The following is a 26,420-nucleotide window of genomic DNA, read 5'->3' on the forward strand; positions in this document are numbered from 1 at the left end:
ATAATCAAAAAGAAAGAATAGAAGAAAAAGAGAAGGTGTTCGCTGACAGAGTGAGATCACCTTCTTTTGTTTGGAGAGGACAAAGGATGAAGATCATATTATCACCGGCAAAAAGGATGAGGATCAAAACAGATGAACTGGATCATCTGGGGCTTCCGGAATATCTTCAGGAAACGAAACAACTTTTGGAATGGATGCGGGAAAAATCTTATGAGGAGCTGAAAGCTCTTTGGAAATGCAATGACAATATCGCCCGCCAGAATGTGGAATGTCTAAAAAGCATGGAGCTGGAAAAAGATCTGACTCCGGCCGTCTTAGCCTATGAGGGCCTGGCATTTCAGTACATGGCACCCAGCGTATTTGAAGAGAAACAGCTGGATTACCTGCAAAAACATCTAAGGATCCTGTCCGGTTTTTACGGGGTGTTAAAGCCCATGGACGGGGTAACGCCCTACCGCCTGGAGATGCAGGCGAGGGGAAAGATCGGAGCAAACAGACACTTATACGAATTTTGGGGAAGAAAGCTGTATGAATCGGTGGCAAAGGGAGAAGGATGCAGAGGGAAAGAAGAAAAAGGAGAGCTTATATTGAACCTTGCTTCTAAAGAATATTCCAGATGTGTGGAGCCCTATCTGGAGGTGCGGGACCGGTTTTTGACGGTGACTTTTTGTGAAAAGGCAGGAGAAAAGCTAATAACAAAAGGAACCTATGCAAAGATGGCGCGAGGAGAGATGGTGCGGTATATGGCAGAGCATCAGGTGGAAGAGCCGGAAGCGCTGAAAAAATTTGGACGACTGGACTTTCGGTTCCGGGAAGAGCTTTCTTCCGCAAAGGAATATGTGTTTGAGCGGCACCCGCAAAAGCAGACCCGGTAGTCCTCTAAAGCTACAGGAAGGCAGAAAACAGGGAAGCTTGCAGTCTGCGGGGTGAAAGCAAAAGAAGAGGAAAAAGAGGACGAGAGAGGAAAGGTTCAAACAGAAATCCTGCAAAAAGCGGAGAGGAAGGGAAAAGCTGGTTCTGTCTTGTGACGGGATAAGAAAGAAAAGCATGGGAGAGAGAAAAAGAATGGGGAAAACGGTCGGCCTGGTACTGCTGCTGGGAGTTGCCGTATTTTGCTATGAAATAGTTATGGTGCTTGTTGGATATACGGCTGATTTCCTGGCACAGGTGCTGCCGAAAGAAGGGATAGCATGGAGCCAACAGTATTATCTTTGGGATACGGTCGGATGTGCCTGGCTTCTGGGCATCTATGGACTGTGGGTGTTTTGTCTGAAAGAGCAGAGACGGAGCAAGGAGCAGAGCGGGCAAGAAAGTCAGATGAAAAAAGCAGAAGGCAAGGATGTGAAAGAGCCTTCCCGGTGGACAAAACAGACAGAAGATGAGAGAGTCAAAGGGCAACCGGTATGGAAGAGGGCATTAGAGGTGGCGGTGATTACATTTGGCTTAGGAGGAATCAGCAGTCTGTGGCTTAACTTTGCCGAAGAGGTTTTGTACAAAGTTCCATTTATCAGGGATAGCATGGAGCGATTTCAGACGGTAGGGAAAGAACAGTTGGGAGAGCCTTATATCTGGGTGTTTCTGTCGGTGGTATTGGTTGGGCCGATTGTGGAGGAGCTTTTGTTCAGAGGAATCGTGTATCAATATCTTGCAGAAATCAGGGAAGGGTGGTTTGCTGTGATCGGGTCGGGACTTCTGTTTGGCTTGTGGCATCAGGAGCCGGTGCAGGTAGTGTATACAATGATAATGGGAGTGGGGATCGCTATCGTGTATCAAAAGACAGGATCCTTGAGGTATGTGATCGGACTTCATATTTTGAACAATTTTCTGTCTGCCCTCCCGCCGTTTCTGGAAACGGAAACGATCATAAACGGGATCAGCCTGATGAATTACGTGATGATCCTGCCGGGCTTGTATCTTTTGGGAAGATTTGCAGATAAACGGCAGAAACCGGAGGTTCCGGCAGAAAGTGGGAAATCTTGACAGATCCGGACACATCACTTATATTGGTGTTTACGGAAAACAGTGGGGCGAAAAAGTTTCAAAGATAATTTGGGTATTGTTCGGATGGAGAGAGCAAAAAAGCAGGCAGCAGTTCTTTACAAACCCTTGAAGTGGCGACTGTATGGATCGTTTTGCGGACGAATACTTTTTGGGAGGATGATAAAGGAGTGAAAGACAGATGAAGATCAGCATTATTATACCAGTTTACAATAGTGAGAAATATTTGGAACAATGTATAGAGAGTATACGGAATCAAACACATACGGATCTTGAAATCATTCTGGTGGATGATGGGTCTACAGACAATTCGCCAGCTTTGTGTGACACTTTTGGCAGACAGGATTGTCGTGTGAAAGTGATCCACAAGGAAAATGGCGGAACGGCAGACAGCCGAAACGCCGGGATGCGGGCTGCAGAAGGCGACTATATAACTTTTATGGACAATGATGACTTTTGGGACGCCAAAGAAGCGCTGGAAAAGCTGGTAGCCTTTATCGCTCAGAAGAAGCCGGAAGTTGTAATGATGGGAAGAAAAGTATACTGGGAAAACAAAGGAATAACCGAGTTGGAAAATTACCCGGTGGATCCGGAAAAGGCGGCTCGAAATCCCATCAAAGAAATTATGGCGACAAACAATTTCGCGGCAGCCGTCTGGTCCAAAGTGATTCGGACAGATTTCATCCGGTCGAATCAGCTGTATTTTGAATCCGGAATGAGAAATGAAGATTCCGACTGGACGGTCAGAATGCTGCTATGTGTGAAGCATCTGGAGTGGTATGGGAATCCCTATTATGTGTATCGAAAAGGATCGGCTTATGCCCAGACATCAAAAATTCCAAAGGAGAAAGAGTTAAAGGATCTTGAGCGGATCATTGTCACGTATGCGAAGAGCAGGACAGAAGGAGAAAGGCGGCAGGCGGTAAACAGTTATCTGGCTTACCTGTTTTCCGTATGGATGGGACAGGTTGATTTTACAGATAGAAGTAAATTGGAAATGAAAAAATATTTGTATTTACTGGATTATTAGGATATCCCTTCTGTCAGGAAGGTGAAACGGTTAGTCAGGATCTGCGGCTACAGAAATGCCTGCAGGATCTTAAATCTGTATATAAAAAGAACCTACTATAGGTAAAGGATTAAAGAACCCTCTCCATTTTCCACGGCAAAATGGAGAGGGTTCTTTACAGTAAATGCTGAAAGGGCTCCAGGCTTCTTTCCAGGATTCCCCGCATGTGAGCGATCACAGTTCCGTAGTTGGTGATGGGGATGCCGGCATCTTTGGCGCAGCGGACACGATGCTGAAATTCACGATCCGGAAGCATGCAGGAGCCACAATGGATGATGAAGTCGTAGGAGTTTAGATCCGCAGGAAATTCGGTGCCGGAAGTAAAGGAAAACTGAAACTCCTTGTTGGTGTGCTGACGGATCCAGGCGGGAAGCTTGACTGTTCCAATATCTTCGCACTGACGATGGTGCGTGCAGCCTTCACAGATCAGAATGTGGCTGCCGTCTTCCAGATCATCCAGGAAGGAAGCGCCCTTTGCCAGAGAAGGAAGGCAGCCCTTATAACGTGCAAAGAGAATGGAAAAGGAAGTCAGAGGAACAGAAAGGGGAACTGCCGGCGATACCTTATGGAATACCTGACTGTCACAGACGACAAGGGCAGGATCCTTCTGGAAAGAGGCCAGTACCTGCGGAAGCTCCGCATCGGATGCCACTACTGAAACAGCGCCTCCGTCCAGCAGATCCCGGATCACCTGCTGCTGGGGCAGGATCAGGCGCCCTTTAGGAGCAGAGGTGTCGATGGGAATGACCAGCACCACCAGGTCAGAAGGTCGTACCAGATCCCGGATCAAAGGAGCCTGTTGCTTTTGAGGAAACGTTTTCCCGATCAACTCCTTCAGTTCCCGGATGTGCCAGCCCAGGGAAGCGCTGACGCAGATAGAGGGAAGGTTTTCGGAAGCAGCCGCAGGAAGGTTCTGAGCAGCTGCGGGAAGGTTCCCGGAAGCAGCAGGCTTTTGGGAAGAACAGACATTCTCACCGGAAGAAACTGTTGCCAGATCCCATTTGTTCCAAACCAGGATACAGGGGAGCTGCTTTTTGCGGACAGCTTCCAATAAATCATATTCACAGGCGGACAATCCTTCGGAATAGTCTGCCACCAGAAGCACAAGGTCCGTTTTGTTTAGCGCCTGAAACGCTTTTTGAACTCTCTTTTCGCCCAGTTCCCCCACGTCGTCCAGTCCCGGCGTGTCGATCAGCACCACCGGCCCCAGAGGAAGAAGCTCCATGGTTTTCTGGACGGGATCGGTGGTGGTTCCTTTCACAGGAGATACGATAGAAAGGGACTGGCTCGTCAGTGCATTTAACAAGCTGGATTTCCCGGCATTTCGCCGACCGAAGATCCCAATGTGGATGCGGTTGGCAGAAGGGGTTTGATTGAGACTCATAAAACACTCCTTTCTGGGTGAAACACTTTCTGAATAAAACACCTGCGCAGTCAAAACATTCCCGGACTAAAAACGAAAATCTCGGCGGTTATTGTCCCGAATCAGTCGGAGGTTTTCCAGTACGACAGAGCGGGCTTTCAGATTAGGAACATTGGCAACCTCCCGGTCGATGATGGCCTCTCCCAAAGCTCTGGTGGAAGGTGAGGCGTAATCCATCAGATATTCCTGAAGGGTCATCAGTGCGTTGGGGTGACAGCAGTTCTGGATCTGGCCGCTTTTGCAGAGGGACATAAACCGGTCGCCGGTCCGACCCTCCCGGTAACAGGCGGTGCAGAAGCTGGGAATATAGTCCATTTCCATCAGCCAGTGTACCACCTCATCCAGAGTACGGTCGTCATTGATATCAAACTGCTTGGAATTGTCTTCGTCGGTTTCCGGCTGGTAGTATCCCCCTACGCTGGTTTTGGAGCCGCCGCTGATCTGGGAGATCCCCAGCTGCAGGACCCGTTGGCGAACATCTTTACTCTCGCGGGTAGAGACGATCATGCCGGTGTAGGGAACAGAGATCCGGATACAGGCTACGATTTTTTCAAAGGTTGCATCGTCAATTCCGTTTTTAAAGGAAGAAGAATCAATGTCGTCTGCATCTCTGAGCCGGGGAACGCTGATGGTGTGAGGACCGACGCCGAAGGCAGCCTCCAGATGCTCGGCATGCATCAAAAGTCCGGCAAATTCATAGCGGTATTTGTCCAACCCAAAGAGGACTCCGATCCCCACATCATCCACACCGCCTTCCATGGCGCGATCCATGGCCTCCGTATGATAATCGTAGTCGTGCTTGGGACCGGCAGGATGCAGCTTCAGGTAACTTTCCTTATGGTAGGTTTCCTGAAACAGGATATAAGTACCGATGCCGGCTTCTTTTAGCAGGCGGTAATTATCTGTGGTCGTGGCGGCGATATTAATGTTGGCACGGCGTATCGCTCCGTTTTTATGCCGGATACTGTAGATCGTCTCGATGGATTCCAGATAGTAGTCCATGGTATTATGAACGGGATCCTCTCCGGCTTCCAGCGCAAGACGCTTATGTCCCATATCCTGGAGCGCGATGACTTCTCTACGGATCTCCTCCTGGGTCAGCTTTTTTCTCCGGATCGTCTTGTTTTTCAGATGGTAGGGACAATAGGTACAGCCATTGACACAATAATTGGAAAGATACAGCGGGGCAAACAAAACGATGCGGTTGCCGTAAAAATCTTTCTTGATTTGCTGAGCAAGGCGGAAGATTTTTTCGTTAAGCTGTGGATCCTGACAGGCAAGAAGAAGAGAGGCTTCCCGGTGAGAAAGTCCTTTTCTGAGCGCTGCCTTTTGGATCAGAGCTTCCATCAGAGCCGTGTTGTGGCAGTTTTCATCGGCATAGGCCAGCGTATCCAAAATCTCCTGGTGATTGATAAAATCTTCTGCGTGTTTGGAATGAACGTCATACATAAGGGTATCCTCCTTTTGAGTCTATGGGATTGATAGCGGCAGAGTAGGAATCCAGGTTCAGGGAATCTCCTCTGGCAGTTGTGATCTGGTATCCGATGGAGTTGACCCGTCTTTCCAGACAGACACGGCACTCTGCGGCTTCGTCGCCGGTACAGATCTTGTTGTCATATAAAGCGTAATCCTTTCGCACAGAAGTGGGAGAAAGGTTGGGCATTACTACATTAGCGCCGGCCAGAATCCCCAGTTCCCTGCCTTTGGGATGAATCGTGCCTAAGGCGGTGGTGGCCGGTAGCAGGACTTTGGGCAGCAGGAGCCTTAAGAGCGCCAGTAAAAACAGAGTCTTTTCCAAAGTACCTGCCGATTTTTTTGCAAAAGGTGTGGCATGATGGGGGATAAAAGGTCCGATCCCCACCATCTGAGGATTCAGGCGGGTAATAAACAGCAGATCCTCTGCCAGATGTTGGTCGGTTTGAAAGGGAGAACCCACCATGAATCCGGTTCCGACCTGATACCCGATCTCTTTTAAAGTCCAGAGGCAGTCCTGCCGGTGTCCGGCAGACAAAGAAGCAGGATGCAGCTTACTGTAGTGTGTATGCTGAAAGGTTTCGTGACGGAGCAGATAACGGTCGGCTCCCGCATCAAACAGCCGTTGATAGCTGTTACGGTCACGTTCTCCTACAGACAGGGTAATGGCACAGTCGGGATAGGACGTCTTGATCCGTTCCACCAGAGGGACCAGGCGGGCATCGGTATAATACCCATCTTCTCCGCCCTGCAGTACAAAGGTACGGAATCCCAGCCGGTAGCCGATGCGGCAGCAGGAGAGGATTTCCTCCGGACTCAGACGGTACCGGGAGGCGGTGGGGTTGCTTTTTCGGATCCCACAGTAATAGCAGTCGTTCCTGCAGTAGTTGGTAAATTCGATCAGTCCCCGCACGTAGACGTCCGTGCCGTAATGCTTCTGGCGGACTTTTCTGGCGAGAGCAAACAGATATTCCGAAAATTCGGGAGACTGCCCCTGAAGCAGCGTCACCCATTCCTCCCGCTCCAGCTGATGGGTATCCGTCAGCTTTTGGACAAGGGCTTTTAAATGTGAAGTTTCTTCCATAAAGGTCATCCTTTGCTATAAGGTAGATTATCGGTAAAAAACAAAAGGCCTGCGCAAGAAAGGCAGGTCGTAAGCGGGCGCCATAGGCTTTGGAATGAAAAAACCACAGGGCGGGATCCGTGGGGAAAGCCTTCACTGTCGTGGCCTGTTTGATAAAAAAATTATAGCATGGTGAGAAATGGGACACAATATAAGTTTGGTTTTTAACAGGATCCTTAAAATTCCATGAAGTCGCTTGACAAACAAAGGCAGGATGACTATCATATTCAGTAATTGATTGCAAAAGGCAGTGAAGAAGAGGAGTACATATCATCCCTTTTTCAGAGAGGAATTCCCACAGGCTGAAAGGAAATCCAAAGGACAGAGATATGGAAGGTAGCTTCGGAGCCCGGTCGGTGAATCTGGAAGACGAACCGGCTGCGAGTCGTTCCCGTTAAAGAACAGGATGAGTGTGCGGAGAAGGTCCGCATGAAAAAGGTGGTACCGCGATTCGTCGCCCTTTACAGACATTGTAGAGGGTATTTTTTATTTCATGGGATCACGCCCTGCGATGCGGGATTTCTTCTGCGTTTTATGGGAAGACCTTCTGTGAAATAAAACATGTTCTGCCGGATAGCACTGCGGCGGTATGGAGGGCGTTGCAAAAGGGCCCGCCGATATCTGAAGAGGGATCTAAAGGGAATAGCAGAAGATATTTGAGGAGAAAGGAAAAAGAAAATGGGAAAAAAGATGGATACAACTTATGATCCAAAAGCGATCGAAGCGAAATTATATGAAGAGTGGTGCGAAAAGAAGTTTTTCCATGCGGAAGTAGACCGCAGCAAACGACCGTTTACCACAGTGATGCCGCCGCCGAATATTACAGGAAGGCTGCATATGGGACATGCGCTGGACAACACCCTGCAGGATATCCTGATCCGCTACAAGAGGATGAAGGGCTTTCATGCACTTTGGATCCCGGGAACCGACCATGCAGCCATTTCCACAGAGGTAAAGGTGACAAACCAGCTAAAGGAAGAAGGGATCGATAAAAAAGAACTGGGCAGGGAAAAGTTTTTGGAGAGGACCTGGCAATGGAAGGAAGAATATGCGGGAACCATTGAAGCGCAGCTGAAAAAACTGGGGGTATCCTGTGACTGGGACAGAGAACGGTTTACCATGGATGCAGGATGCTCCAAAGCAGTGGAAGAGGTTTTCATCCGCCTGTACGAAAAGGGCTATATCTATAAAGGGCCAAGGATCATCAACTGGTGTCCGGTCTGCAAGACCTCCCTTTCTGATGCAGAAGTAGAGCATGAAGAACAGGAAGGCAGCTTCTGGCATATCCGTTATCCCATTACGGGGACAAAAGAGTATCTGGAAATCGCAACCACCAGACCGGAGACGATGCTGGGCGACACGGCGATCGCAGTCCATCCGGAGGATGAGAGGTATCAGCACCTGATCGGAAAAACGGCGCTGTTACCATTGGTCAATAAAGAGATCCCCATAGTAGGAGACGCATATGTAGACAGGGAGTTTGGAACGGGAGCGGTGAAGATCACACCGGCTCACGACCCGAACGATTTTGAAGTAGGAAAAAGACACCGGCTTCCGGAGATCCATGTGATGAATGATGACGCCACCATCAACGAGCAGGGGGGAATCTATGCAGGATTGGATCGCTATGAGGCGAGAAAGCGAATCGTGAAAGATCTGGAGGAGCAGGGATATCTGGTGAAGGTCGTTCCCCATTCCCATAATGTAGGAACACACGACAGATGCCATACGACAGTAGAGCCCATGATCAAGCAGCAGTGGTTCGTCAGAATGGAAGAATTGGCAAAGCCTGCTATTGAGGCGGTAAAAAATGGAGAACTGAAATTTGTTCCGGAGCGGTTTGACAAGATCTACCTGCACTGGCTGGAAAATATCCGGGACTGGTGTATTTCCAGACAGATCTGGTGGGGACATAGGATTCCGGCCTACTACTGCCAACACTGTGGGAAAATGGTGGTGTCATCCAAGGAGCCTGCTGTCTGTGAAGCGTGCGGACACACCGGGTTTACCCAGGATGAAGATACGTTGGATACCTGGTTCAGCTCGGCGCTTTGGCCGTTTTCCACTATGGGCTGGCCGGAGCAGACGGAGGATCTGGATTATTTCTACCCCACGGACGTGCTGGTGACGGGATATGATATTATTTTCTTCTGGGTGATCCGGATGGTATTTTCCGGGTATGCCCATACGGGGGTATCTCCTTTCCATACCGTATTCATCCATGGACTGGTGAGAGATTCCCAGGGAAGGAAGATGAGCAAATCTCTGGGAAATGGAATCGACCCGCTGGAGATCATCGAGGAATATGGGGCGGATGCCCTGCGAATGACGCTGATAACCGGAAATGCGCCGGGAAACGATATGCGTTTTTATCAGGAAAAGGTAGAAGCAAGCCGAAATTTTGCCAACAAAGTCTGGAATGCATCTCGGTTTATTTTGATGAACATGGAAGACAAGGAGATTCGCACACCTGATCTGCAGTCTTTGCGTACCGATGATAAATGGATCTTGAGAAGATGCAGTCAGGTGACAAAAGAAGTGACGGACAATCTGGATAAATTTGAGCTGGGGATCGCCCTGTCCAAGATCTACGACTTTATCTGGGATGAGTTCTGCGACTGGTATATCGAACTGGCAAAATACAGGATCTACCATTTTGAGGAAGATGCAAAAGGCGCCAATGATGCGTTGTGGACCCTGCGGGAGGTCCTGAAGCGTTCCCTGAAGCTTCTGCACCCATATATGCCGTTTGTGACGGAAGAGATCTACAGAAGCGTGGCTTCTCAGGAAGAATCTTTGATGATGTCCACCTGGCCGGAGTATGAAGCCTCCTGGGAGTTTGAAAAAGAAGCAGAAATTTTGGGAAGATTCCAGGAGATCATCCGTGGCGTCAGAAATATCCGTGCGGAAATGAATGTGCCAAATTCCAGAAAGGCCAGCGTTTTTGTGGTATCGGAGGATGCAGAGATGAGAGCCGGTCTGGAAACGCTGAAAGAATCGGCGAAAATGATGGCTTCTGCCAGCGACTTCGTGGTATGTGAAAGCAGACCGGATATTTCCGAAGACGCGGTATCCATAGTAGTTCCGGAGGCTACGGTATATCTTCCATTGGAGGAACTGATCGATTTTGAACAGGAAAGGCAAAGGCTGTTGAAAGAGCAGACAAGGCTTCAGGCAGAGATTCTGCGGGCCTCCAACATGCTGAAGAATGAAAAATTTATAAGCAAGGCGCCGCAGGAAAAAGTCCAGGCAGAAAGAGAGAAGCTGGAAACCTACAGGCAGATGGCGGATCAGGTAGCAGAAAGATTAAAAGGGCTGGAAGGAAGATAGCCCGAAGGGGATAGAATGAAAAAGAAATTCAAGCGTCCTATTGACCTGAAAAAGATCTGGGAAACATGCAGACATTTAAAAATTGAAGACATCAAGGAATACAGAAGGCTGCGAAAAGAGCGCAGGGAGAGGATCCTGGAGGAAAGAAGAAACAGTCCAAGAGGGAAACAAATGCAAAAGATATACGGATTTATGAACCGTTTCTCTCTTTTCTTCCATGCGCTTTTGGCCTGTGGGATCAATCTGGGGATCGAAGCGGTGTCCAGGCATTCCCTCATAGAGGCTTTTCAGTACATGACGGGAGTGCCGCTGGTATTTCTGTATAATGCGTTTATGATCTTTTGCACTTTTTCTGTGGTGTATCTGGTGAAACGGAGAGTTTTTGCCAGAATCATTATCAGTGTATTGTGGGGATTTATCGGAGTTTCCAACGGATACATGCTGATGAAGCGAGTCACACCTTTTAATGCACAGGATCTGAAGGTGGCAAAAGACGGGGTTACGCTGATCAATAATTATTTCAATGGATTTGAGCTGATGGTGCTGGTGATCGGAATCGCCGCTGTGGTGGCCTGGGTGATCTCCATGTGGAAAAGAGGCGGACAGTATCAGGGAAAACTCCGGCGAATCCCGGCGCTTCTGGGGATTGCTTTGTGCATTGTCGGATATATCTGGATCACAGATCTGGCGATCGAGAAGCGGGTGGTGTCTACTTATTTTGGGAACATCGCTTTTGCCTATGAGGACTACGGACTTCCCTATTGCTTTATGGCCAGTGTGTTCAATACGGGGATCACAGAGCCCAACAACTACAACGAAAAGGAAATAGACAGGATTACGGAGAATGGCGCGATCAATAAGAACGAAGCAGATAATAAAAGCCAGATGCCAAACATCCTGTTTGTGCAGTTGGAATCCTATTTTGACATCGAGGAAGTGGAATTTTTTACCACCTCTGAGGATGTGACACCAAATCTTCATCAAATGGCGCAGCAGTATTCTACCGGATACTTTAAGGTACCGTCTATCGGAGCCGGAACGGCCAATACGGAGTTTGAGGTGTTGACGGGAATGAACCTGCGTTTTTTTGGGCCGGGAGAGTATCCGTACAAGACCATGCTAAAAGATAATACCTGTGAAAGTGCGGCGACGGCGCTGGCAGCTTTGGGGTACGGAACCCATGCGCTTCACAATAACGGAGGGAATTTTTACAGCCGTTCCAGAGTGTTTAATAACATAGGATTTGATTCCTTTACCAGCAAAGAATTTATGAACATCCTGCAGACGACGGAGAAGGGCTGGGCCAAGGACGACGTACTGCTCCAGCATATTGAGGATGCGATGAACAGTACAGAGCAGCAGGATTTTGTGTTTACTGTCAGCGTACAGGGACATGGGGATTATCCGGCGGAAAAGGTATTGGAAAATCCCAGGATCAAAGTAGAAGGAATTGAAGATGAGGCATTGAAAAACCGTTGGGAATACTATGTGAATCAGGTCTATGAAATGGATCAGTTTGCAGGAAACCTGGTAAAGCAGGTGGAAAAGAGAAAGGAACCTACGGTGATCGTGTTCTATGGGGATCATCTGCCGACGCTGGGGCTGAAGGCGGAGGATCTGAAAGGACGGTACCTGTATGATACCAATTATGTGATCTGGGACAATATCGGATTGACGAAAGAGGACAGGAACATTCCTGCGTATCAGATAGCGGCAGACGTGTTTGACCGACTGGGGATCCATTCCGGAACCGTGTTTAACTACCATCAGGAAAGAAGAAAAACTAAGAAGTATCTGCCGGATCTGGAACTGCTCCAGTATGATCTTCTTTATGGAAAGCAGTACACCTACCGGGATCATACGCCCACAAAGGAGGGGCATATGATCATGGGAATGAGGGATGTGACCCTGGATAAGATCATTCCCCATCTGGGAGCAGGGTACAGCCTTTACGGTACAAATTTTACCAAATCCAGCAAGGTGTATATCAATGGAGAAAAGCAAAAAAGTACCTTTTTGAACAATACCAGGATCGAGTTGAACGAATCAGAGCTGTCAGAAGGCGATGTGATTGTCATACGGCAGATGGGATCCAGCGACACAGTATTCCGCTCTTCCAATGAATATATTTATAAAAACGGCGGACTGGAAGTACAGGAAGGAACCGGCACGGACCTTAGCAAGTCCTGGGTCAGCCAGTTACACGAGGAAAAGAAATAATGGATATCATAGAATCTTTTGGGCAGGCAGAGTCCTATATAGAAGAGCTGCCCAAGTTTACTACAAAGCATCCGCAGGAACACACGAGAGAGTTTCTGCGGAGACTTTCATGTTTGGAAGTGGATAAAACCATCGTACATGTGGCAGGGACCAACGGAAAAGGTTCTGTCTGCATTTACCTTCAGGCGATCCTGCTGGCAGAAGGAAAACGGACGGGCTTGTTTCTCTCTCCGCATCTGGTCAGCCTCAGAGAGCGGATCCGTCTGGATGGGAAGTTGGTGTCGGAGGAGCAGTTTTTAAAGGGGTATCACAAAGCGAAGACTGTGGCGAAAGAGATGGAGCAGGAAGGACTGGGACATCCTTCCTATTTTGAATTTTTATTTGGGATCACCATGCTGGTATTCCAGGAATCGGAGGCGGAGTATCTGATTCTGGAAACGGGTCTGGGAGGCAGGCTGGACGCCACGAATGCACTGGAGGGCTGCCATCTGTCGGTGATCACCTCCATCGGGCTGGACCATACGGGGATTTTGGGAGACAGTATTTCTGCCATTGCAGGAGAAAAGGCAGGGATCATAAAAGACGGCGGGAAGGTCATCTTCGATGGAAATCAGGAAGAAGCGGCAAAAGTCATAGAAAAAGCGGCGAAAGCGAAAAAGGCGACCTGGGAAAGCGTAACGGATTCGGATGATGTTTTGCAGGGATCCAAAGAGAATAAGATTGCTTTTTTTAGGCGAAATGCTTATGATGAAAGTGTTCTCTACCGGATCTCCTCCGGCGCTTTGTATCAGATAAGGAATGTGGAGCTGGCGCTGCGGGCAGCGGAGAGTCTGCTACAGACGAAAGCAGCCCGGAGGGCGGGATGGAAAGAAGCCATAGAGGCGGTGACGTGGGAGGGGAGAATGGAAGAGCTGACGCCAAGACTTACGGTGGACGGAGCTCATAATCCCCCGGCGATCGAGGCGTTTTTAGAGAGCCTGTCCCTGACAGAGCCCGAAAGGCTGGCGGAATCAGTCCTTCTGTTTTCGGCGGTAAGGGACAAAGACTACAGAAGAATGATCCGTCTCCTCTGTGAGAGAGCGCAGGTAAAAGCGTATGTAGTGACGCAGATCGAAGAGGAAAGAGGCGTGCCGGTGCAGGAGCTGGAAGAGATATTCCGGACCTGTACCACAAAAGAAGTGATCGGAAAGCAGACACTGGCGGAAAGTCTCAGGGAGGCGGACAAAAGATGCGGGAAGGAAGGAAGAGTCTACGCTGTAGGGTCTCTCTATCTGGCAGGTATGATAAAAAAGTGGTTGACAGGAGGCAAAGGATATGCTTAATTTTGAGGAAGAGTTAAAAAAGTTTCAGCCAAGTCTTGAGGTGGAGGATATTGAAGATGCCGTACACCAGGAGGATCTGACGGATATGACAGATATTTTGCTGGAAGTCATGGAAAAGACCAAGTAGAAGGGTCAGAGGGAAAATCATGGAATATACGACCAAGCTCTTGTACCAATCCCATATTTGTTACAATGAGGGCCTGAAAAAGGCAAATATCCGCGACCTGACGGGGGCAGCTACAGCCCTGAAAAAGAGTCTGCAGTATGACGGGACCAATGTTGCGGCGCGAAATCTTCTGGGACTGGTCTACTACGGCAGGGGTGACGTGGCAGAGGCTCTGACAGAATGGATCCTCAGCAAGAACATCCAGCCAAAAGACAATATTGCAAATTATTTTATAAAAACGATAAAGGAATCAAAGGCCGAGCTTCTGGCTGTCAATCAGGCGGTCAAGCGCTATAACCGTGCGTTGGAATACTGCTGGCAGAATGCGGAGGATCTGGCGCTGATCCAGTTGAAAAAAGCGGTACAGGCGCATCCCGGCTTTGTGAAAGCCTATCAGCTGATGGGACTCTTGTATCTGCATGGAGAACAGTATTCCCTGGCGAGACAGGCCATCCGATCCGCATACAAGCTGGATACCACGGATGAGATCACCCTGTCCTATATGCATGAGCTGAACCAGGTGAGAAAGACCAGGCCCGTGTCCATGAAGGGGAAACGCAGGGAGACGGTTACCTACCATGTGGGAAATGAAACCATCATCCAGCCTGTTCCGGCAGGACAAAGGGAAAGAGGCGGCTATCATTCGATCGTCAATATCCTGCTGGGGATCCTGGTGGGAACTGCGATCATGGGACTTTTGGTCATGCCGGCCATTTCCGGTTCCAGGCAGAATCAGACCAACAAGCAGGCGGTGGAATTCGGCGATAAGATCGCAGAGCAGGAAGCACAGATCCGGGCGCTGAAGAAGGATCTGGAAGGCTACCGGGCCAACAGCGAGGAGACGGAAAACGCGCAGGCCACGGCGGCGTCCACCCAGTCCAGCTATGAGATCGTGATGAATATAGAATCCTATTATAGGAGCAACAGCATGAGCGATGAAGCTATGATCGATGAACTCTTAAAAGTCAACCCGGCTGCACTGGGAACGGCGGGAAGAAGCATCTACGAGGAGATGACGGGGGTGCTCTATCCGAGAGCGTGCGAACGTCTGTATACCACATCGAAAGCGAATATGCAGGTGGCCAATTATGATACAGCCATCACCAATCTGGAAAGAGTGGTTCAAATAGAAGAAGGATACAGTGATGGACAGGCCCTGCTGCTTCTGGCACAGGCCTATGAGGGGAAAGGCGACACTGAGTCGGCGCAGGCAAAATATCAGAGACTGGCAGATGCCTACGGCGACACGCAGGCCGGAGCCACAGCAAAAGAAAAGCTGGGGAATTAGTCGTTTTCGCAATGAAGGAGGAAAAAAGGAATGAATTATTTGAGTATCATCGTACCCTTTGCCGGGGGACTGGGGATGTTCATTTACGGGATGCAGATCATGGCACAGGGGCTGGAAAATGCGGCGGGCAACCGGATGAAATCCCTGCTGGAGGCTTTGACGAAAAACAAGCTGATGGGGGTCCTTTTGGGGGCGGCCATCACGGCAGTGATCCAAAGCTCTTCTGCTACGACCGTTATGGTGGTCGGATTTGTCAATGCAGGAATCATGAATCTGACCCAGGCAATGGGAGTGATCATGGGCGCCAACATCGGAACCACCGTAACCGGGTGGCTGGTATCTTCTGTGGAATGGGCAAAAGTACTGAGTCCTTCCACGCTGGCGCCGGTAGCGCTGATGATCGGCGTGGTCATCATGCTGACAGGGAAGAGACGATCTTCCAAGGAGGTAGCCAGCATCATCATCGGATTCGGTCTGCTGTTTATCGGAATCTCTACCATGTCCGCAGCCGTAGATCCGCTAAGGGAGTCCGAAGGATTCCGCAGCCTGTTTGTAACACTGGGCAATAATCCGTTTTTAGGAATCCTCACAGGAACGGTCGTGACAGCGATCATCCAGAGCTCTTCAGCTTCCGTGGGAATCCTGCAGAGTCTTGCGGCAGCAGGACTGGTTCCTTTCAGCGCGGCCATCTACATCATCATGGGACAGAATATTGGTACCTGTATCACCGCGATTCTTGCCAGTCTGGGAGCAAAACGGACGGCAAAGACGGCGGCGCTGATGCACCTGTTGTTCAATATCATAGGGACGATCATTTTTTCAGTGGTAGCTATCGTATACTTTAAGCTGATCAATGTGGCGGCAGGAACGGGTGTGATCACCCAGACACAGATCAGTTTGGTACATACCATCTTCAATATTGGTACGACTGTTCTGCTGTTCCCGGCCTCCAACTGGATCATCCGCCTGGCAAAGAAACTGGGCAGAGTCAAAGAAGGGGAGCAGGAAAAGAGCACGGTGCTTTTGGACGAACGTGTTCTGGAAACGCCCAGCATCGCACTGCAGGCAACGGTCAAAGAGATCGACCGCATGGGAAAGATCGTGGAGGAGTCCCTGCTTGTGGCCAAGAATGTACTGTTTGCACCGAAGGAACAGGATATCCGCTTTTTGCGGGAGGAAGAAAAAACGGTGGATCGCCTTTGCGCCGGAATCACCGACTATGCCATCAAGCTGAGTTCTCTGCAGATCAGTGAAAAGGAGCACCAGGAGATCTCACATTTGCTGCAGATCGTATCGGATATGGAACGGGTCAGCGACTATTGTGAAAACATTTCTGAGTTTGCAGAAACGATCATGGAAAGGAAGCTCAGCTTTTCCGACACAGGAAGAGAGCAGCTGCAGGAGATGACAGAGGTCTGTGTGGACAGCTATCTCTATGCTTACAAGGCGTTTCAGGAAAATGACAAGGACAGGGCGCTGCGGGTGGTGGAAAAAGAAACCCAGGCAGATGCGCTGGAGGTACAGCTTCGTACCAGGCATATCAAACGTCTGGCCAACAATCAGTGCGAGGCAGAGGCAGGAATCGTCTTTTTGGACGCATTAGTCTGCCTGGAGCGTATTTCCGATCACGCAAGAAATATTGCGGAGGAAGTATTGGAAGGGATCGCATAGATCTTTCATCAGAAAAACAGAATCAGAAAGAAGCAGTGCAGCACAGAAATGTCTGGCAAAAGGCTGCTTCTTTTTTCGTCTGGATCCAAGGGAAGTACATGGGAAAATCCAGGGAAGGCAGTGTGCGAGATAAGCGCTCTGCAAAAAAATCAAAAGGGTTAAAAAGAAAATCAGAAAGAGAAAGAAAAGGAGAGGGTTGAAATGGATCGCATCAAGAAAAACGGACCGGGGATGCTGACCTGCTTTGTGATAGCAGTTTTGTCCTGGCTTTTGGGGAAGCAGTTTCCCGTCGTGGGAGGCGCAGTCTTTGCTATTTTACTGGGGATGCTTCTGGCATTGGTATGGAATGACAAGGGGAAAGCGGAGGCGGGGATTCGTTTCACCTCCAAATTTGTGCTGCAGGCGGCAGTGGTCCTTCTTGGATTTGGCATGAACCTGGGCGTTGTTTTGGAAACGGGAAAACAGTCTCTGCCTATTATCATATGCACCATCAGTACCTCTTTGTTCCTGGCGTGGATCCTGCATAAAACACTTAGGATCCCCGGAAATATTTCTACGTTGATCGGAGTAGGATCTTCTATTTGCGGAGGATCCGCTATTGCCGCTACGGCGCCGGTCATTGGGGCGGAGGACGACGAAGTGGCGCAGGCGATCTCTGTTATCTTTTTCTTTAATGTATTGGCGGCGGTTTTGTTTCCGATGCTGGGAGTGGCAGTGGGATTTGACACGACAGGCGGCAATGCCTTCGGGATCTTTGCAGGTACGGCAGTCAATGACACCTCCTCTGTGACGGCAGCTGCCTCCACCTGGGACAGTATGTGGAAGCTGGGAAGCGAAACTCTGGATAAGGCCGTTCTGGTGAAGCTGACGAGAACGCTGGCCATCATTCCCATCACGTTGCTGTTAAGTTTTGTCCGTGCGAAGCAGAGGGAAAAAGATGGAACCTGTGCAGGCGGGTTCCGTTTGCGCAAGGCATTTCCCATGTTTATCCTGTACTTCATCCTGGCGGCAGCGATCACAACGGTAGCGGTGCAGGCGGGCATTCCATCGGAGATTTTTACGCCGCTCAAGGATCTGTCTAAATTTTTTATCATCATGGCAATGGCGGCCATCGGCCTCAACAGCAATCTGATCAAGCTGGTAAAAAGTGGAGGAAAGCCTATTCTTCTGGGAGCCGCCTGCTGGGGCGGGATCACAGCAGTAAGTCTTCTGATGCAGTCGGTCATGGGAATCTGGTAGGGAAAGAAGGCGGCAGGACATGTAATACATAGTGCTGTACAAAGGGAATGCAGGAGACTTCTTGACATTTCCTTTTTTAGGATTTATTATGTAGATAATCAATATATAGATCATATATATAAGGAGGCGGATATCATGAAGAAAACAGAAAAACAGATGATCGATAAGAGCATGCTTTCCGGAAGCATGGCGATGCTTGTCCTGAAGCTTTTGTCAGAGCGGGAGATGTACGGATATGAGATGATCCGCACGCTGCGGGACCGTTCGGAGAATGTATTTGAGTTAAAGGCAGGAACGCTGTACCCTCTGCTTCATTCTCTGAAGAAAAAAAAGCTTCTGACGTCTTATGAGAAAGAAACAGAGGGAAAGACCAGGATCTATTATTCTATTACGCCGGTGGGAAGGGTATTTGTAAAAGAAAAAGAGGAAATGTGGCATACTTTTCACCATGCGGTGGATCTGGTAATGGAGGGATGAAAAGATGAATGAGCAAATATGTTTAGATAAGATCTGTGGAAGGGTTCAAAACAGATCCTGCCGGCAGGCGATCCGGCGGGAGCTAACAGATCACCTGGAAGACAGTGCGGCAGATTTTATGGCACAGGGATATTCGGAGGAAGAAGCCAAAGAGCTGGCGGCAGACAGCATGGGAGATCCCGGGGAGATCAGCGATCTGTTTAACCAGGTACATAAGCCGGTGCTGGAGTGGGGACAGATCCTGGGGATCTTGATATTTACAACCCTTATCAGAAGCGTGATGCCACAGCTACTGGAGCTTCTGACAACCAATACGGACGGAACGACAGCATTTGCACCAGAGAGGATACAGGGAGTTTTATGGGTTTTGGGAATCGTTTTGTACCTCTATGCCATGGGTATCTCTGCCTTGGAGAAGTATCACGATATGCCTTTCTGGTACGGACGGTCCCAGTCGGGAGGATCCAATGCCAATGGTGCGATCATCGTATCAATTGCCATATCCGTATGGGTATTGCCGCCCCTGCAGACAGCAGTTGTCGTTTTGATCACCATTGCATTTCATATAGGGATCCGCAGCCAGGTGGAGAGAAGCCGTATCCGGAAAGAACAGGCGTATCTGTTTTGTCAGGGGAAGACGTTGACTCCCCTGGGATTCGGGGGCTATGCGGAATTTGCAGGAAAAAAGACCAAGGTCGTTGCAAAAGAGGAGATTTCCGCCGGAACAGAGGTGGTCGCTGTGGGGATCGACGGATTTAAGATTCTGGTGGAGCCTCTTTCCAGAGACAAACAGATCCTGCCGGGACGGACAGCCCCGACAGAAAGAACTGCGTGCAGATAAGGCAATAGAAACAGTGGAAATTTTCGAGGGTTAATGCTATCTTTAAAAAGAAGGAAGATAAGTAGTTTTGCCGGGAAGGTGGAGGCGCCTTCCCGGATCCGGTCAAGGGGGATCCGAAAAGAAGCGGGGAAAAAAGCAGGTTACTGCCAGAAAAGAGAGGGTATCATGAAGATTTTAGTCGTAGAAGACGAAGTACAGTTATTGGAAAGCATTGCAGAAGGCCTCAGGCTGTCCGGCTATGTGGTGGATACTGCGGACAATGGGAGGGACGGAGAAGAGCTTTGCTACACGGAAAGCTATGACCTGATGATCCTGGACATTAATCTTCCGGGAATGGATGGATTTGAGGTGCTGAAAAAGGTAAGGGAATACAATAAGACGTTGAATATCATCCTGCTGACAGCGCGTTCGGATGTCAGCGACCGGGTGAAGGGACTGGATTTTGGAGCCAACGACTACATGGTCAAGCCCTTCTATTTTGCGGAGCTGGAAGCCAGGATACGGTCCTTGCTAAGGAGAAAAGCAATCCAGACAGAGGCGGTTCTATGCTGCGGAGCCCTTTCATTCGACACATTAAAAAGGAGGGCGTATGTGGGAGAGGAAGAATTGAAGCTGACAAAAAAAGAGCTGGGGATCCTGGAATACCTGCTTCTGAATATGGGATCGCATGTAACGCAGTATGAGATCCTGGAGCATGTGTGGGGAGATGAGGTGGACAGCTTCAGCAACACCGTCCGGGTACATATGGCGTCTCTGCGGAAAAAAATAAAAACGGCCACAGGGCAGAATTTGATCGAAAATGTGATCGGGAAAGGATATATGATAGATGAAGATCAGTGATTTTGCAAAAAAAACGAGAAAGACCATTGTATTTAAGCTGATCCTGACGGTCATCGTTATCTTTCTTGCCATGACGGGGATCCTGTATTTTTGCATTGGGATCTATCAGGGACATATCATGGACAAGATCGCCACGCAACTGGAAATGAATCTGGAAGAAGTGGAGAAGGAGTCCGGGGACGGGACATTTTTAGTGATACAGGCAGAGGAGGCAGCTCCCCAGAGCGAGTTTCTGATCTATTCCTCTTTCATCTTTTTAGCGGTCATTTTTTTGGGAGGAACCATCTTTTATGTGGTGATCACACGGATGATGAAGCCGCTGAAACAGCTGGCGGACGAAGTGTCTGAGATTGATATGGAGCAGGCCAGCTATGTAAAAAACAAGGTGCTGATCGAAAATGGAGGGATGGAGATCCAGGAGTTGTCCAGAGTCCTAGACGGAGCTTTCAGCGAGATCTACGAAAGCTATGAAAGACAGAAAAAATTCAGTGTCAATGTGGCTCACGAGGTACGGACGCCTCTGGCTATTCTGTCTGCCAAGATCGACGTCTTTAAGAAAAAGAAAACAGAGGATCCGGAAGAAATCCGCCGGTTCGTAGATTCCATGCAGAAAAATATTGCACGGCTGTCCGATATGGTGGAAGGAATCATGATGCTGAGCCAAAAGCAGGAAGTGAGAACGCAGGAGGTGAATCTGAGGGAGATCCTGGATGAGATCCTCTTTGACCTGGAGGATATGGCGGCGGAAAAAGAGGTGGCGCTTTCCCTGGAGGGAGACAATGTAGTAGCGCATACGGATGAACAACTGATAGAAAGAGTGTTGTTTAATCTGGTGGAGAATGGAATCAAATATAACAGGGAGGGTGGAAATGTGCAGGTAAGCACGGAAGATCTGCCGGACCGGGTAAAGATCCGGATTGCCGACACAGGAGTAGGCATCAGGGAAGAGGACAAGCCTCATGTGTTTGATCTGTTTTACCGGGTGGATGAATCCAGAAACAGGGAAACGGGAGGCTACGGAATCGGTCTGGCGCTGGTGCGGCATATTGTGGGCCGGCTGGGAGGAACTATTTCTCTCGCGGACAATCTTCCCCGGGGCAGTGTGTTTGAGGTGTGTCTGCCCAAAACCGGAAACGGATCGGAAGTAGGAAAAGACAAATAGAACGACAGCGGATATCCAAGACCATATCCGAAAAAATATCCCTTCAGACGGACGATCCTGTGGAAAGTGTGAAGGGATATTTTTTCGTTTACAGGGCATAAGTACTTATAAACGAAAAAACATTTAGGTTCTTAACAGAAACTTTATACCCCAAGTGTTATGATACCGTCAGGAGGTGACGTCATTGAGAGTAAAAACGAGAAAATGGATGAGTGCAGCAGTGCTGGCGATAGGAATCTTCTTCATTGTATACGGGGCCTATCGCGGAGAGGTGGAAACTGTCTTTTCAAAGGCAGTCAGAATTTGTTTAGAATGCGTGGGGATTGGATAAATGGGAAGAGTATTTGACTGGTTGAAAGAAAAAAATTATTTTGCGGCATTGCGAAACAGAAGAGGGATCGTACAGGGGATTGCCACGTTGCTGACAAATATCCATGTATGGAATTTCTTTAAGGGGACTATTTATACCGGAGGCGCAAAGCAGGTCTGTGTTCCGGGACTGAACTGTTACTCCTGCCCGGGAGCGACGGGAGCCTGTCCCATCGGTTCCTTTCAGGCAGTGGTAGGAAGCTCCAAGTTCCGGTTTTCCTACTACATCACAGGAATCCTGATCCTGTTTGGAGCCCTGGTGGGGAGATTGATCTGTGGGTTCTTTTGCCCCTTTGGATGGTTTCAGGATCTGCTTCATAAGATCCCGACCAAAAAATTCAGTACCGAGAAGCTGAAGTTTCTCAGATATCTGAAATATATCATCATGGTGGTAGCTGTGTGGTTGTTGGGCGTACTTATCGTCAATAAAGTAGGAGGGTCAGATCCCTATTTCTGTAAGTATATCTGCCCACAGGGGATTTTGGAGGGAGGCATCCCGCTGTCTATCGTAGATCCTGCCATACGGGCGACTCTTGGAAAGCTGTTTACCTGGAAATTGATCATCCTGTTGGCATTTACGATTTTGTCGGTATTCCTGTATCGGCCGTTCTGTAAATGGATCTGTCCTCTGGGAGCGTTTTATTCTCTGTTTAATAAGGTGTCCCTCTACCAGTACCACGTGGATGAATCTCTTTGTATTCACTGCGGAAAATGTAAGAGAACCTGTAAAATGGATGTGGATATGTCCAAACATCAGGATGCACTGGAATGTATCCGATGTGGAAAGTGTATAGAAGCGTGTCCTACCGGGGCAATTTCCACATCATTGTCCAGATGTTCCGGCTGTAAGCAGAAGAAATCATGCGGATCACAGAAAACACAGGGATAAGGAACTTGTTCCAAAGAAAAAAGAAAAGAAGCCGGGGGGAAGGCTTCGGTGGTATGGAAAAACAGAAAAAAGCTGTAACAACAAAAAAAGAGAGGTAAAAAAGATGAAAAATGGATTGTTGAAAAGATTAGTAGGCGTAGCGGCAGGTGTGATACTGGTGATGTCTTTGGCGGCATGTGGAAGCAAAGAGGCCGCGGCCGGGAAGGAATTTCCGACTTTCAAGGCAGAGGATTTTGCAGGGCAGCAGTATACGGAAGCAATGTTTAAGGAGAATGCAGCCACAGTGGTGAATTTCTGGTTTACCGGCTGCCAGTCCTGTATCGAGGAGATGCCGGATCTGGAAAAAATGAGCCAGAAGCTGGCAGAAAAGAACGTAAAGATGGTGGGAATCTGTACCGATGCAGGAAAAGAAGAAGTAGACAAAGAAGTGATGAAAATCTTAAAGTCCAGTAATGTGACCTTCCCGAATCTGAAGATCAAAGAGGGAGAAGAGATGGAGAAGCTGAAAGGTTCCATCATGGCATTCCCCACAACGCTGGTAGTGGATAAAAACGGAAAGATCGTAGGAAAACCGATTGTAGGTGCATTGAATGACGAATCCCAGGAAAAGGTGCTGAGCGAACGGATCGAGGAAGCCATCAATCAGGCGAAATAGAGACGGAAGTAAAACCGGAAGGAAGCCGGAAGAGGGATATTGATAAAACCCCGAAACAAAAGCTCTTCTTTCTGAAAGACAGAACAGACTGTTCTTTTCAGAAGGAAGAGCTTTTTTGTTTGCCGGCCGTGCTATGCAGATTTAGGGATCCTACATTCTTTGCATTTTTAATATCCGAGCATCATGTTAAGGATTTCCTCATCGGTTGAACGCATTCCTTCACGGCCCATCCTTCCGATCCTTGCGATGCTCTCTTCAATGTCGTCCACCACCAGTCCTTCTCCGGCTTTGAAGCTGAGTCCGTTCAAAGCCATATCATATGCCAGGAAGCTGGTAGAGAGTGACATGGCAATTTTAGCGGCGCAGGAGGATTTTGCCCCGTCGCACACCATTCCGCCGATTGTTGAAATTGCGTTTACGACAGTCTCTCCTATGATCTTAAGATCTCTGCCTTCGATAAAGGCTATGCCGGCTACCGCCGCACATCCCGCGCAGGTAGCTCCACAGTATGCAGAAAGATCTCCGATGTATTTCTTTTGGAGGAGCGCAACGAGGTCCGCAAATACAAGTCCACGTATCATCTCCTCGTGTGCTATCCCTTTTTCCTTCGCATACAGGATGATAGGAACGCTCATAGTTATGCTCTGATTTCCGGATCCGGAGTTTATCACGACCGGAAGGGCGCAGCCATTCATTCTCGCATCACTTCCGGCAGCTGCGTATGCAATCGCTTTGAAGCGATAATCTGAATCTCCATACATACCGAGATATCTTCTCCCGATCTGTGAACCGTAAGGCTTCTCTATCCCTTCCTCTGCAATATTCCTATTGCAGTCGATTTGTCTGACGATCAGATTATCGATGTCTTTAAGATCGACTTCCTTTGAAAAGGTGTATATGTCCTTAAGATTCAGAAAGGACATATCACTTTTAAGAAGATGGAGCGGTTCCTGAGACAGTATCCGTTCCCCGTTCTTCTCTATCCGTGTGATGTAGGTGTGTTTTTCCGCGATTTCTACAAGAGCACTGTCGGCGCCATGAAATACCTCCGTCCGGATATACAGGTTGTCCTTTCCCGTCTCAAGATGGCAGTGACAGATGTCCTTGTCAAGCAGCTTTTGAAGCCGCGCTATTTCTTCATCCTTCACCCTGCTGATTACCTCAAGCTCCAGGGAGGCATCCCCGAAAGCCGCGCCGAGAATCGATGCGACTTCGAGACCTCTTCTGCCGCCGGAATTAGGCACTGTGACGGCTTTTACATTTTTTATGATGTTCCCGCTGCAATACATCTCTATTCTTTCCGGGAACTGCCCAAGGACTTCCCTTGCCTTCGCGGCGGCATAAGCCACCGCTATTGGTTCCGTGCAGCCCATAGCCAGCCGAAGTTCGGAACCGAGTAATTCCACAAATGCGTTATATACTGTTTTATCCATTTTTATATCTCCGTAATATAGTTACTGTGCAATCTTTTTGTCGGTGTGAGCCTTAGCGTAGAAGTATACGAGAACAGGGATGATTACGTATCCTATGAGCATAGCTACGATTGCAAACATGTTCAGGGACGTTCCTGTTTCAGCTGTGGTAGAGAAGCTTCCCTTCCAGTCGAATTTGAACAGAAGGAGCGCGGTGAGTATCAGAGAGATCACCGATACTACCACATCTGTTGCGAAATTCTTCTTGGCGCCTTCAAGGGTGGGATTCTTCGTCTTGCCATAGAAGAACATGATGACAGCGACAGGTACCAGTACAAACTGTACGAAACGTGCGATCGTCGAAATGATCATGATACCTTTCATGTCATACGAGAAAGCCATAGGAATTACGATGGCGAAAAGCACAGTGATGATGAATGCGTTTACAGGAATGTCCTTGCTGTTTCTCTTGGCGAAAACATCCGGCACCTGCTTTCTCAGAGCCATGGCTTCGAGAAGCCTCGGTGTATGGAAGGACGATGCGACGTTGATTCCAAACATCGATACGAACGCACCTATGACGATGACATTTCTGATAACCGTACTCTTGAATACGTCGGCAAGCACTACCACTGACGAGCTTGTGACCATAGCGACGGGATCGATCAGCATGGCTGTCAGGATGATACCGAAGTAAATCGCAGCTACGATTCCGATAGCGACAGGAATGGCTCTGGGAAGATTCTTCTCAGGCTTTTCCATATCACCGGCTCCGGAAGCTACACTTTCAAATCCCGTGAATGCATAGAAGGCAGCTACGAGGGCAGTTACGAATCCCGCGGTCGTCATCGGAGGAACTACCTTTTCTCCGGCGTCATTTACCAGTGCAGTTATCTCGCCCATGTGGTTTCCGGTCTTCACTGCGATTACGATACCTGCAAGAATTGCAAATACGAGTGCAACACACTTACCAATCGTTGAGAGGTTTGATACCCACTCGAAAATCTTTGTTCCCAGGACATTGATGATAAAGAGAACTACCATGAGAACGATAAATCCGATCGTCCTCATTCCGAAAGTAATCGCATCGCTCTGATATCCCAGTATCTGGAAGGCAGTTCCGACCGCGCCTGTCGCCATTACGCCCCATGCGATACTTGCAGATACGAATCTTGTGATACCTACATAGAGACCGGTGTTGTCGCCGAATGCTGTTCTTACATATGCGTAGGCAGCTCCGCTCTCTCTTGTGTATTTACTTGCGCTTGCAAAGGTAAGTGCGAGCATGATCGCAAATACTGCTGCACAGACGTAGATGAACGGCGCAAGCGCACCGCTTTGTTTCGCAACTCCGCCGGGTGACAGGAAGATCCCTGTACCGATGATTGAGTTGATGGTCAAAAGAACGATTGACCAGAATCCGAGTTTTCTTTTCTGTTCCATAATATTCCTC

22 protein-coding genes and 1 other annotated feature are annotated in these 26,420 nt (G+C 48.8%); of the genes, 17 read left to right on the forward strand and 5 right to left on the reverse strand.

All coding sequences use genetic code 11. The features are described 5' to 3' along the window. The first annotated feature begins 86 nt into the window (after positions 1–86). The 3 genes from yaaA (at position 87) to FYJ34_RS08245 (ending at position 3,028) form a co-directional block, all read left to right on the forward strand. A complete protein-coding gene (gene yaaA, locus FYJ34_RS08235; protein ID WP_154477741.1) occupies positions 87–875 on the forward strand; it encodes a peroxide stress protein YaaA in 789 nt (262 codons plus the stop codon). Positions 876–1,047: 172 nt separating this feature from the next. Next, positions 1,048–1,980 (forward strand): CPBP family intramembrane glutamic endopeptidase, encoded by a 933-nt coding sequence (locus tag FYJ34_RS08240; RefSeq protein WP_154477743.1) that lies wholly within the window; start codon positions 1,048–1,050, stop codon positions 1,978–1,980. 199 nt (positions 1,981–2,179) lie between these two features. Then, positions 2,180–3,028 carry a glycosyltransferase family 2 protein gene (locus FYJ34_RS08245; RefSeq protein ID WP_154477745.1) on the forward strand — a complete coding sequence of 283 codons (849 nt, stop codon included), beginning with the start codon at positions 2,180–2,182 and terminating at the stop codon, positions 3,026–3,028. Between the two features lie 154 nt (positions 3,029–3,182). On the opposite strand, the gene hydF is transcribed toward FYJ34_RS08245, so the two are convergent. The 3 genes from hydF to hydE all read right to left on the reverse strand — a co-directional run bounded on the left by hydF (position 3,183) and on the right by hydE (position 7,056). After that, a complete protein-coding gene (gene hydF, locus FYJ34_RS08250; RefSeq protein WP_154477747.1) occupies positions 3,183–4,451 on the reverse strand; it encodes a [FeFe] hydrogenase H-cluster maturation GTPase HydF in 1,269 nt (422 codons plus the stop codon). 66 nt (positions 4,452–4,517) lie between these two features. Continuing rightward, positions 4,518–5,939, reverse strand: coding sequence for a [FeFe] hydrogenase H-cluster radical SAM maturase HydG (gene hydG / locus FYJ34_RS08255; RefSeq protein WP_154477749.1), 1,422 nt, complete (start codon positions 5,937–5,939; stop codon positions 4,518–4,520). After that, positions 5,932–7,056, reverse strand: coding sequence for a [FeFe] hydrogenase H-cluster radical SAM maturase HydE (gene hydE, locus FYJ34_RS08260; protein ID WP_154477751.1), 1,125 nt, complete (start codon positions 7,054–7,056; stop codon positions 5,932–5,934). Before hydE ends, hydG begins: the two co-directional genes overlap by 8 nt. A gap of 271 nt (positions 7,057–7,327) precedes the next feature. Further along, positions 7,328–7,551, forward strand: a binding site (T-box leader). Positions 7,552–7,764: 213 nt separating this feature from the next. Here hydE and FYJ34_RS08265 point away from each other — a divergent pair. The 14 genes from FYJ34_RS08265 (at position 7,765) to FYJ34_RS08325 (ending at position 23,555) form a co-directional block, all read left to right on the forward strand. Next, on the forward strand, positions 7,765–10,416 hold the full coding sequence (locus FYJ34_RS08265; RefSeq protein WP_154477753.1) for a valine--tRNA ligase: 2,652 nt from the start codon (positions 7,765–7,767) through the stop codon (positions 10,414–10,416). A gap of 15 nt (positions 10,417–10,431) precedes the next feature. After that, positions 10,432–12,636 (forward strand): LTA synthase family protein, encoded by a 2,205-nt coding sequence (locus tag FYJ34_RS08270; RefSeq protein WP_154477755.1) that lies wholly within the window; start codon positions 10,432–10,434, stop codon positions 12,634–12,636. Beyond that, positions 12,636–13,958, forward strand: coding sequence for a bifunctional folylpolyglutamate synthase/dihydrofolate synthase (locus FYJ34_RS08275; RefSeq protein ID WP_154477757.1), 1,323 nt, complete (start codon positions 12,636–12,638; stop codon positions 13,956–13,958). Before FYJ34_RS08270 ends, FYJ34_RS08275 begins: the two co-directional genes overlap by 1 nt. Beyond that, positions 13,951–14,085 (forward strand): hypothetical protein, encoded by a 135-nt coding sequence (locus FYJ34_RS13570; RefSeq protein WP_268878932.1) that lies wholly within the window; start codon positions 13,951–13,953, stop codon positions 14,083–14,085. The genes FYJ34_RS08275 and FYJ34_RS13570 overlap by 8 nt, the downstream gene beginning before the upstream one ends. Before the next feature lie 19 nt (positions 14,086–14,104). Then, entirely contained in the window at positions 14,105–15,412 is a 1,308-nt protein-coding gene (locus FYJ34_RS08280) for a tetratricopeptide repeat protein (RefSeq protein WP_154477759.1), read from the forward strand. 30 nt (positions 15,413–15,442) lie between these two features. Beyond that, a complete protein-coding gene (locus tag FYJ34_RS08285; RefSeq protein ID WP_154477761.1) occupies positions 15,443–17,083 on the forward strand; it encodes a Na/Pi cotransporter family protein in 1,641 nt (546 codons plus the stop codon). A gap of 201 nt (positions 17,084–17,284) precedes the next feature. Continuing rightward, positions 17,285–18,322 carry a YeiH family protein gene (locus FYJ34_RS08290; protein WP_154477763.1) on the forward strand — a complete coding sequence of 346 codons (1,038 nt, stop codon included), beginning with the start codon at positions 17,285–17,287 and terminating at the stop codon, positions 18,320–18,322. Between the two features lie 135 nt (positions 18,323–18,457). Continuing rightward, positions 18,458–18,799, forward strand: a complete 342-nt coding sequence (locus FYJ34_RS08295) for a PadR family transcriptional regulator (RefSeq protein WP_235899376.1) — start codon at positions 18,458–18,460, stop codon at positions 18,797–18,799. A 4-nt stretch (positions 18,800–18,803) separates the two neighbouring features. After that, positions 18,804–19,640, forward strand: coding sequence for a permease prefix domain 1-containing protein (locus FYJ34_RS08300; RefSeq protein ID WP_154477765.1), 837 nt, complete (start codon positions 18,804–18,806; stop codon positions 19,638–19,640). A gap of 165 nt (positions 19,641–19,805) precedes the next feature. After that, a complete protein-coding gene (locus FYJ34_RS08305; protein ID WP_154477767.1) occupies positions 19,806–20,480 on the forward strand; it encodes a response regulator transcription factor in 675 nt (224 codons plus the stop codon). Next, positions 20,467–21,642 carry a sensor histidine kinase gene (locus tag FYJ34_RS08310; RefSeq protein WP_154477769.1) on the forward strand — a complete coding sequence of 392 codons (1,176 nt, stop codon included), beginning with the start codon at positions 20,467–20,469 and terminating at the stop codon, positions 21,640–21,642. The genes FYJ34_RS08305 and FYJ34_RS08310 overlap by 14 nt, the downstream gene beginning before the upstream one ends. A gap of 208 nt (positions 21,643–21,850) precedes the next feature. Further along, positions 21,851–21,973, forward strand: coding sequence for a CD1871A family CXXC motif-containing protein (locus FYJ34_RS08315; protein WP_206671433.1), 123 nt, complete (start codon positions 21,851–21,853; stop codon positions 21,971–21,973). Beyond that, positions 21,974–22,900, forward strand: a complete 927-nt coding sequence (locus FYJ34_RS08320; RefSeq protein WP_154477773.1) for a 4Fe-4S binding protein — start codon at positions 21,974–21,976, stop codon at positions 22,898–22,900. Positions 22,901–23,003: 103 nt separating this feature from the next. Continuing rightward, positions 23,004–23,555 (forward strand): TlpA family protein disulfide reductase, encoded by a 552-nt coding sequence (locus FYJ34_RS08325; RefSeq protein WP_154477775.1) that lies wholly within the window; start codon positions 23,004–23,006, stop codon positions 23,553–23,555. Positions 23,556–23,722: 167 nt separating this feature from the next. On the opposite strand, the gene FYJ34_RS08330 is transcribed toward FYJ34_RS08325, so the two are convergent. Then, positions 23,723–24,988 carry an L-cysteine desulfidase family protein gene (locus FYJ34_RS08330; RefSeq protein ID WP_154477777.1) on the reverse strand — a complete coding sequence of 422 codons (1,266 nt, stop codon included), beginning with the start codon at positions 24,986–24,988 and terminating at the stop codon, positions 23,723–23,725. 21 nt (positions 24,989–25,009) lie between these two features. Next, on the reverse strand, positions 25,010–26,410 hold the full coding sequence (locus FYJ34_RS08335) for an APC family permease (protein ID WP_154477779.1): 1,401 nt from the start codon (positions 26,408–26,410) through the stop codon (positions 25,010–25,012). Positions 26,411–26,420 lie beyond the last annotated feature (10 nt).

Origin of the sequence: Suipraeoptans intestinalis (assembly GCF_009696485.1) — a bacterium.
Classification (GTDB): Bacteria; Bacillota; Clostridia; order Lachnospirales; family Lachnospiraceae; genus Suipraeoptans; species Suipraeoptans intestinalis.

What these genes read in the sequence shown, in the direction of transcription:
- yaaA (WP_154477741.1), top strand. Translation starts at nt 87, where the DNA reads ATGAAGATCATATTATCACCGGCAAAAAGGATGAGGATCAAAACAGAT.
- FYJ34_RS08240 (WP_154477743.1), top strand. Translation starts at nt 1,048, where the DNA reads ATGGGAGAGAGAAAAAGAATGGGGAAAACGGTCGGCCTGGTACTGCTG.
- FYJ34_RS08245 (WP_154477745.1), top strand. Translation starts at nt 2,180, where the DNA reads ATGAAGATCAGCATTATTATACCAGTTTACAATAGTGAGAAATATTTG.
- hydF (WP_154477747.1), bottom strand. Translation starts at nt 4,451, where the DNA reads ATGAGTCTCAATCAAACCCCTTCTGCCAACCGCATCCACATTGGGATC.
- hydG (WP_154477749.1), bottom strand. Translation starts at nt 5,939, where the DNA reads ATGTATGACGTTCATTCCAAACACGCAGAAGATTTTATCAATCACCAG.
- hydE (WP_154477751.1), bottom strand. Translation starts at nt 7,056, where the DNA reads ATGACCTTTATGGAAGAAACTTCACATTTAAAAGCCCTTGTCCAAAAG.
- FYJ34_RS08265 (WP_154477753.1), top strand. Translation starts at nt 7,765, where the DNA reads ATGGGAAAAAAGATGGATACAACTTATGATCCAAAAGCGATCGAAGCG.
- FYJ34_RS08270 (WP_154477755.1), top strand. Translation starts at nt 10,432, where the DNA reads ATGAAAAAGAAATTCAAGCGTCCTATTGACCTGAAAAAGATCTGGGAA.
- FYJ34_RS08275 (WP_154477757.1), top strand. Translation starts at nt 12,636, where the DNA reads ATGGATATCATAGAATCTTTTGGGCAGGCAGAGTCCTATATAGAAGAG.
- FYJ34_RS13570 (WP_268878932.1), top strand. Translation starts at nt 13,951, where the DNA reads ATGCTTAATTTTGAGGAAGAGTTAAAAAAGTTTCAGCCAAGTCTTGAG.
- FYJ34_RS08280 (WP_154477759.1), top strand. Translation starts at nt 14,105, where the DNA reads ATGGAATATACGACCAAGCTCTTGTACCAATCCCATATTTGTTACAAT.
- FYJ34_RS08285 (WP_154477761.1), top strand. Translation starts at nt 15,443, where the DNA reads ATGAATTATTTGAGTATCATCGTACCCTTTGCCGGGGGACTGGGGATG.
- FYJ34_RS08290 (WP_154477763.1), top strand. Translation starts at nt 17,285, where the DNA reads ATGGATCGCATCAAGAAAAACGGACCGGGGATGCTGACCTGCTTTGTG.
- FYJ34_RS08295 (WP_235899376.1), top strand. Translation starts at nt 18,458, where the DNA reads ATGAAGAAAACAGAAAAACAGATGATCGATAAGAGCATGCTTTCCGGA.
- FYJ34_RS08300 (WP_154477765.1), top strand. Translation starts at nt 18,804, where the DNA reads ATGAATGAGCAAATATGTTTAGATAAGATCTGTGGAAGGGTTCAAAAC.
- FYJ34_RS08305 (WP_154477767.1), top strand. Translation starts at nt 19,806, where the DNA reads ATGAAGATTTTAGTCGTAGAAGACGAAGTACAGTTATTGGAAAGCATT.
- FYJ34_RS08310 (WP_154477769.1), top strand. Translation starts at nt 20,467, where the DNA reads ATGAAGATCAGTGATTTTGCAAAAAAAACGAGAAAGACCATTGTATTT.
- FYJ34_RS08315 (WP_206671433.1), top strand. Translation starts at nt 21,851, where the DNA reads ATGAGTGCAGCAGTGCTGGCGATAGGAATCTTCTTCATTGTATACGGG.
- FYJ34_RS08320 (WP_154477773.1), top strand. Translation starts at nt 21,974, where the DNA reads ATGGGAAGAGTATTTGACTGGTTGAAAGAAAAAAATTATTTTGCGGCA.
- FYJ34_RS08325 (WP_154477775.1), top strand. Translation starts at nt 23,004, where the DNA reads ATGAAAAATGGATTGTTGAAAAGATTAGTAGGCGTAGCGGCAGGTGTG.
- FYJ34_RS08330 (WP_154477777.1), bottom strand. Translation starts at nt 24,988, where the DNA reads ATGGATAAAACAGTATATAACGCATTTGTGGAATTACTCGGTTCCGAA.
- FYJ34_RS08335 (WP_154477779.1), bottom strand. Translation starts at nt 26,410, where the DNA reads ATGGAACAGAAAAGAAAACTCGGATTCTGGTCAATCGTTCTTTTGACC.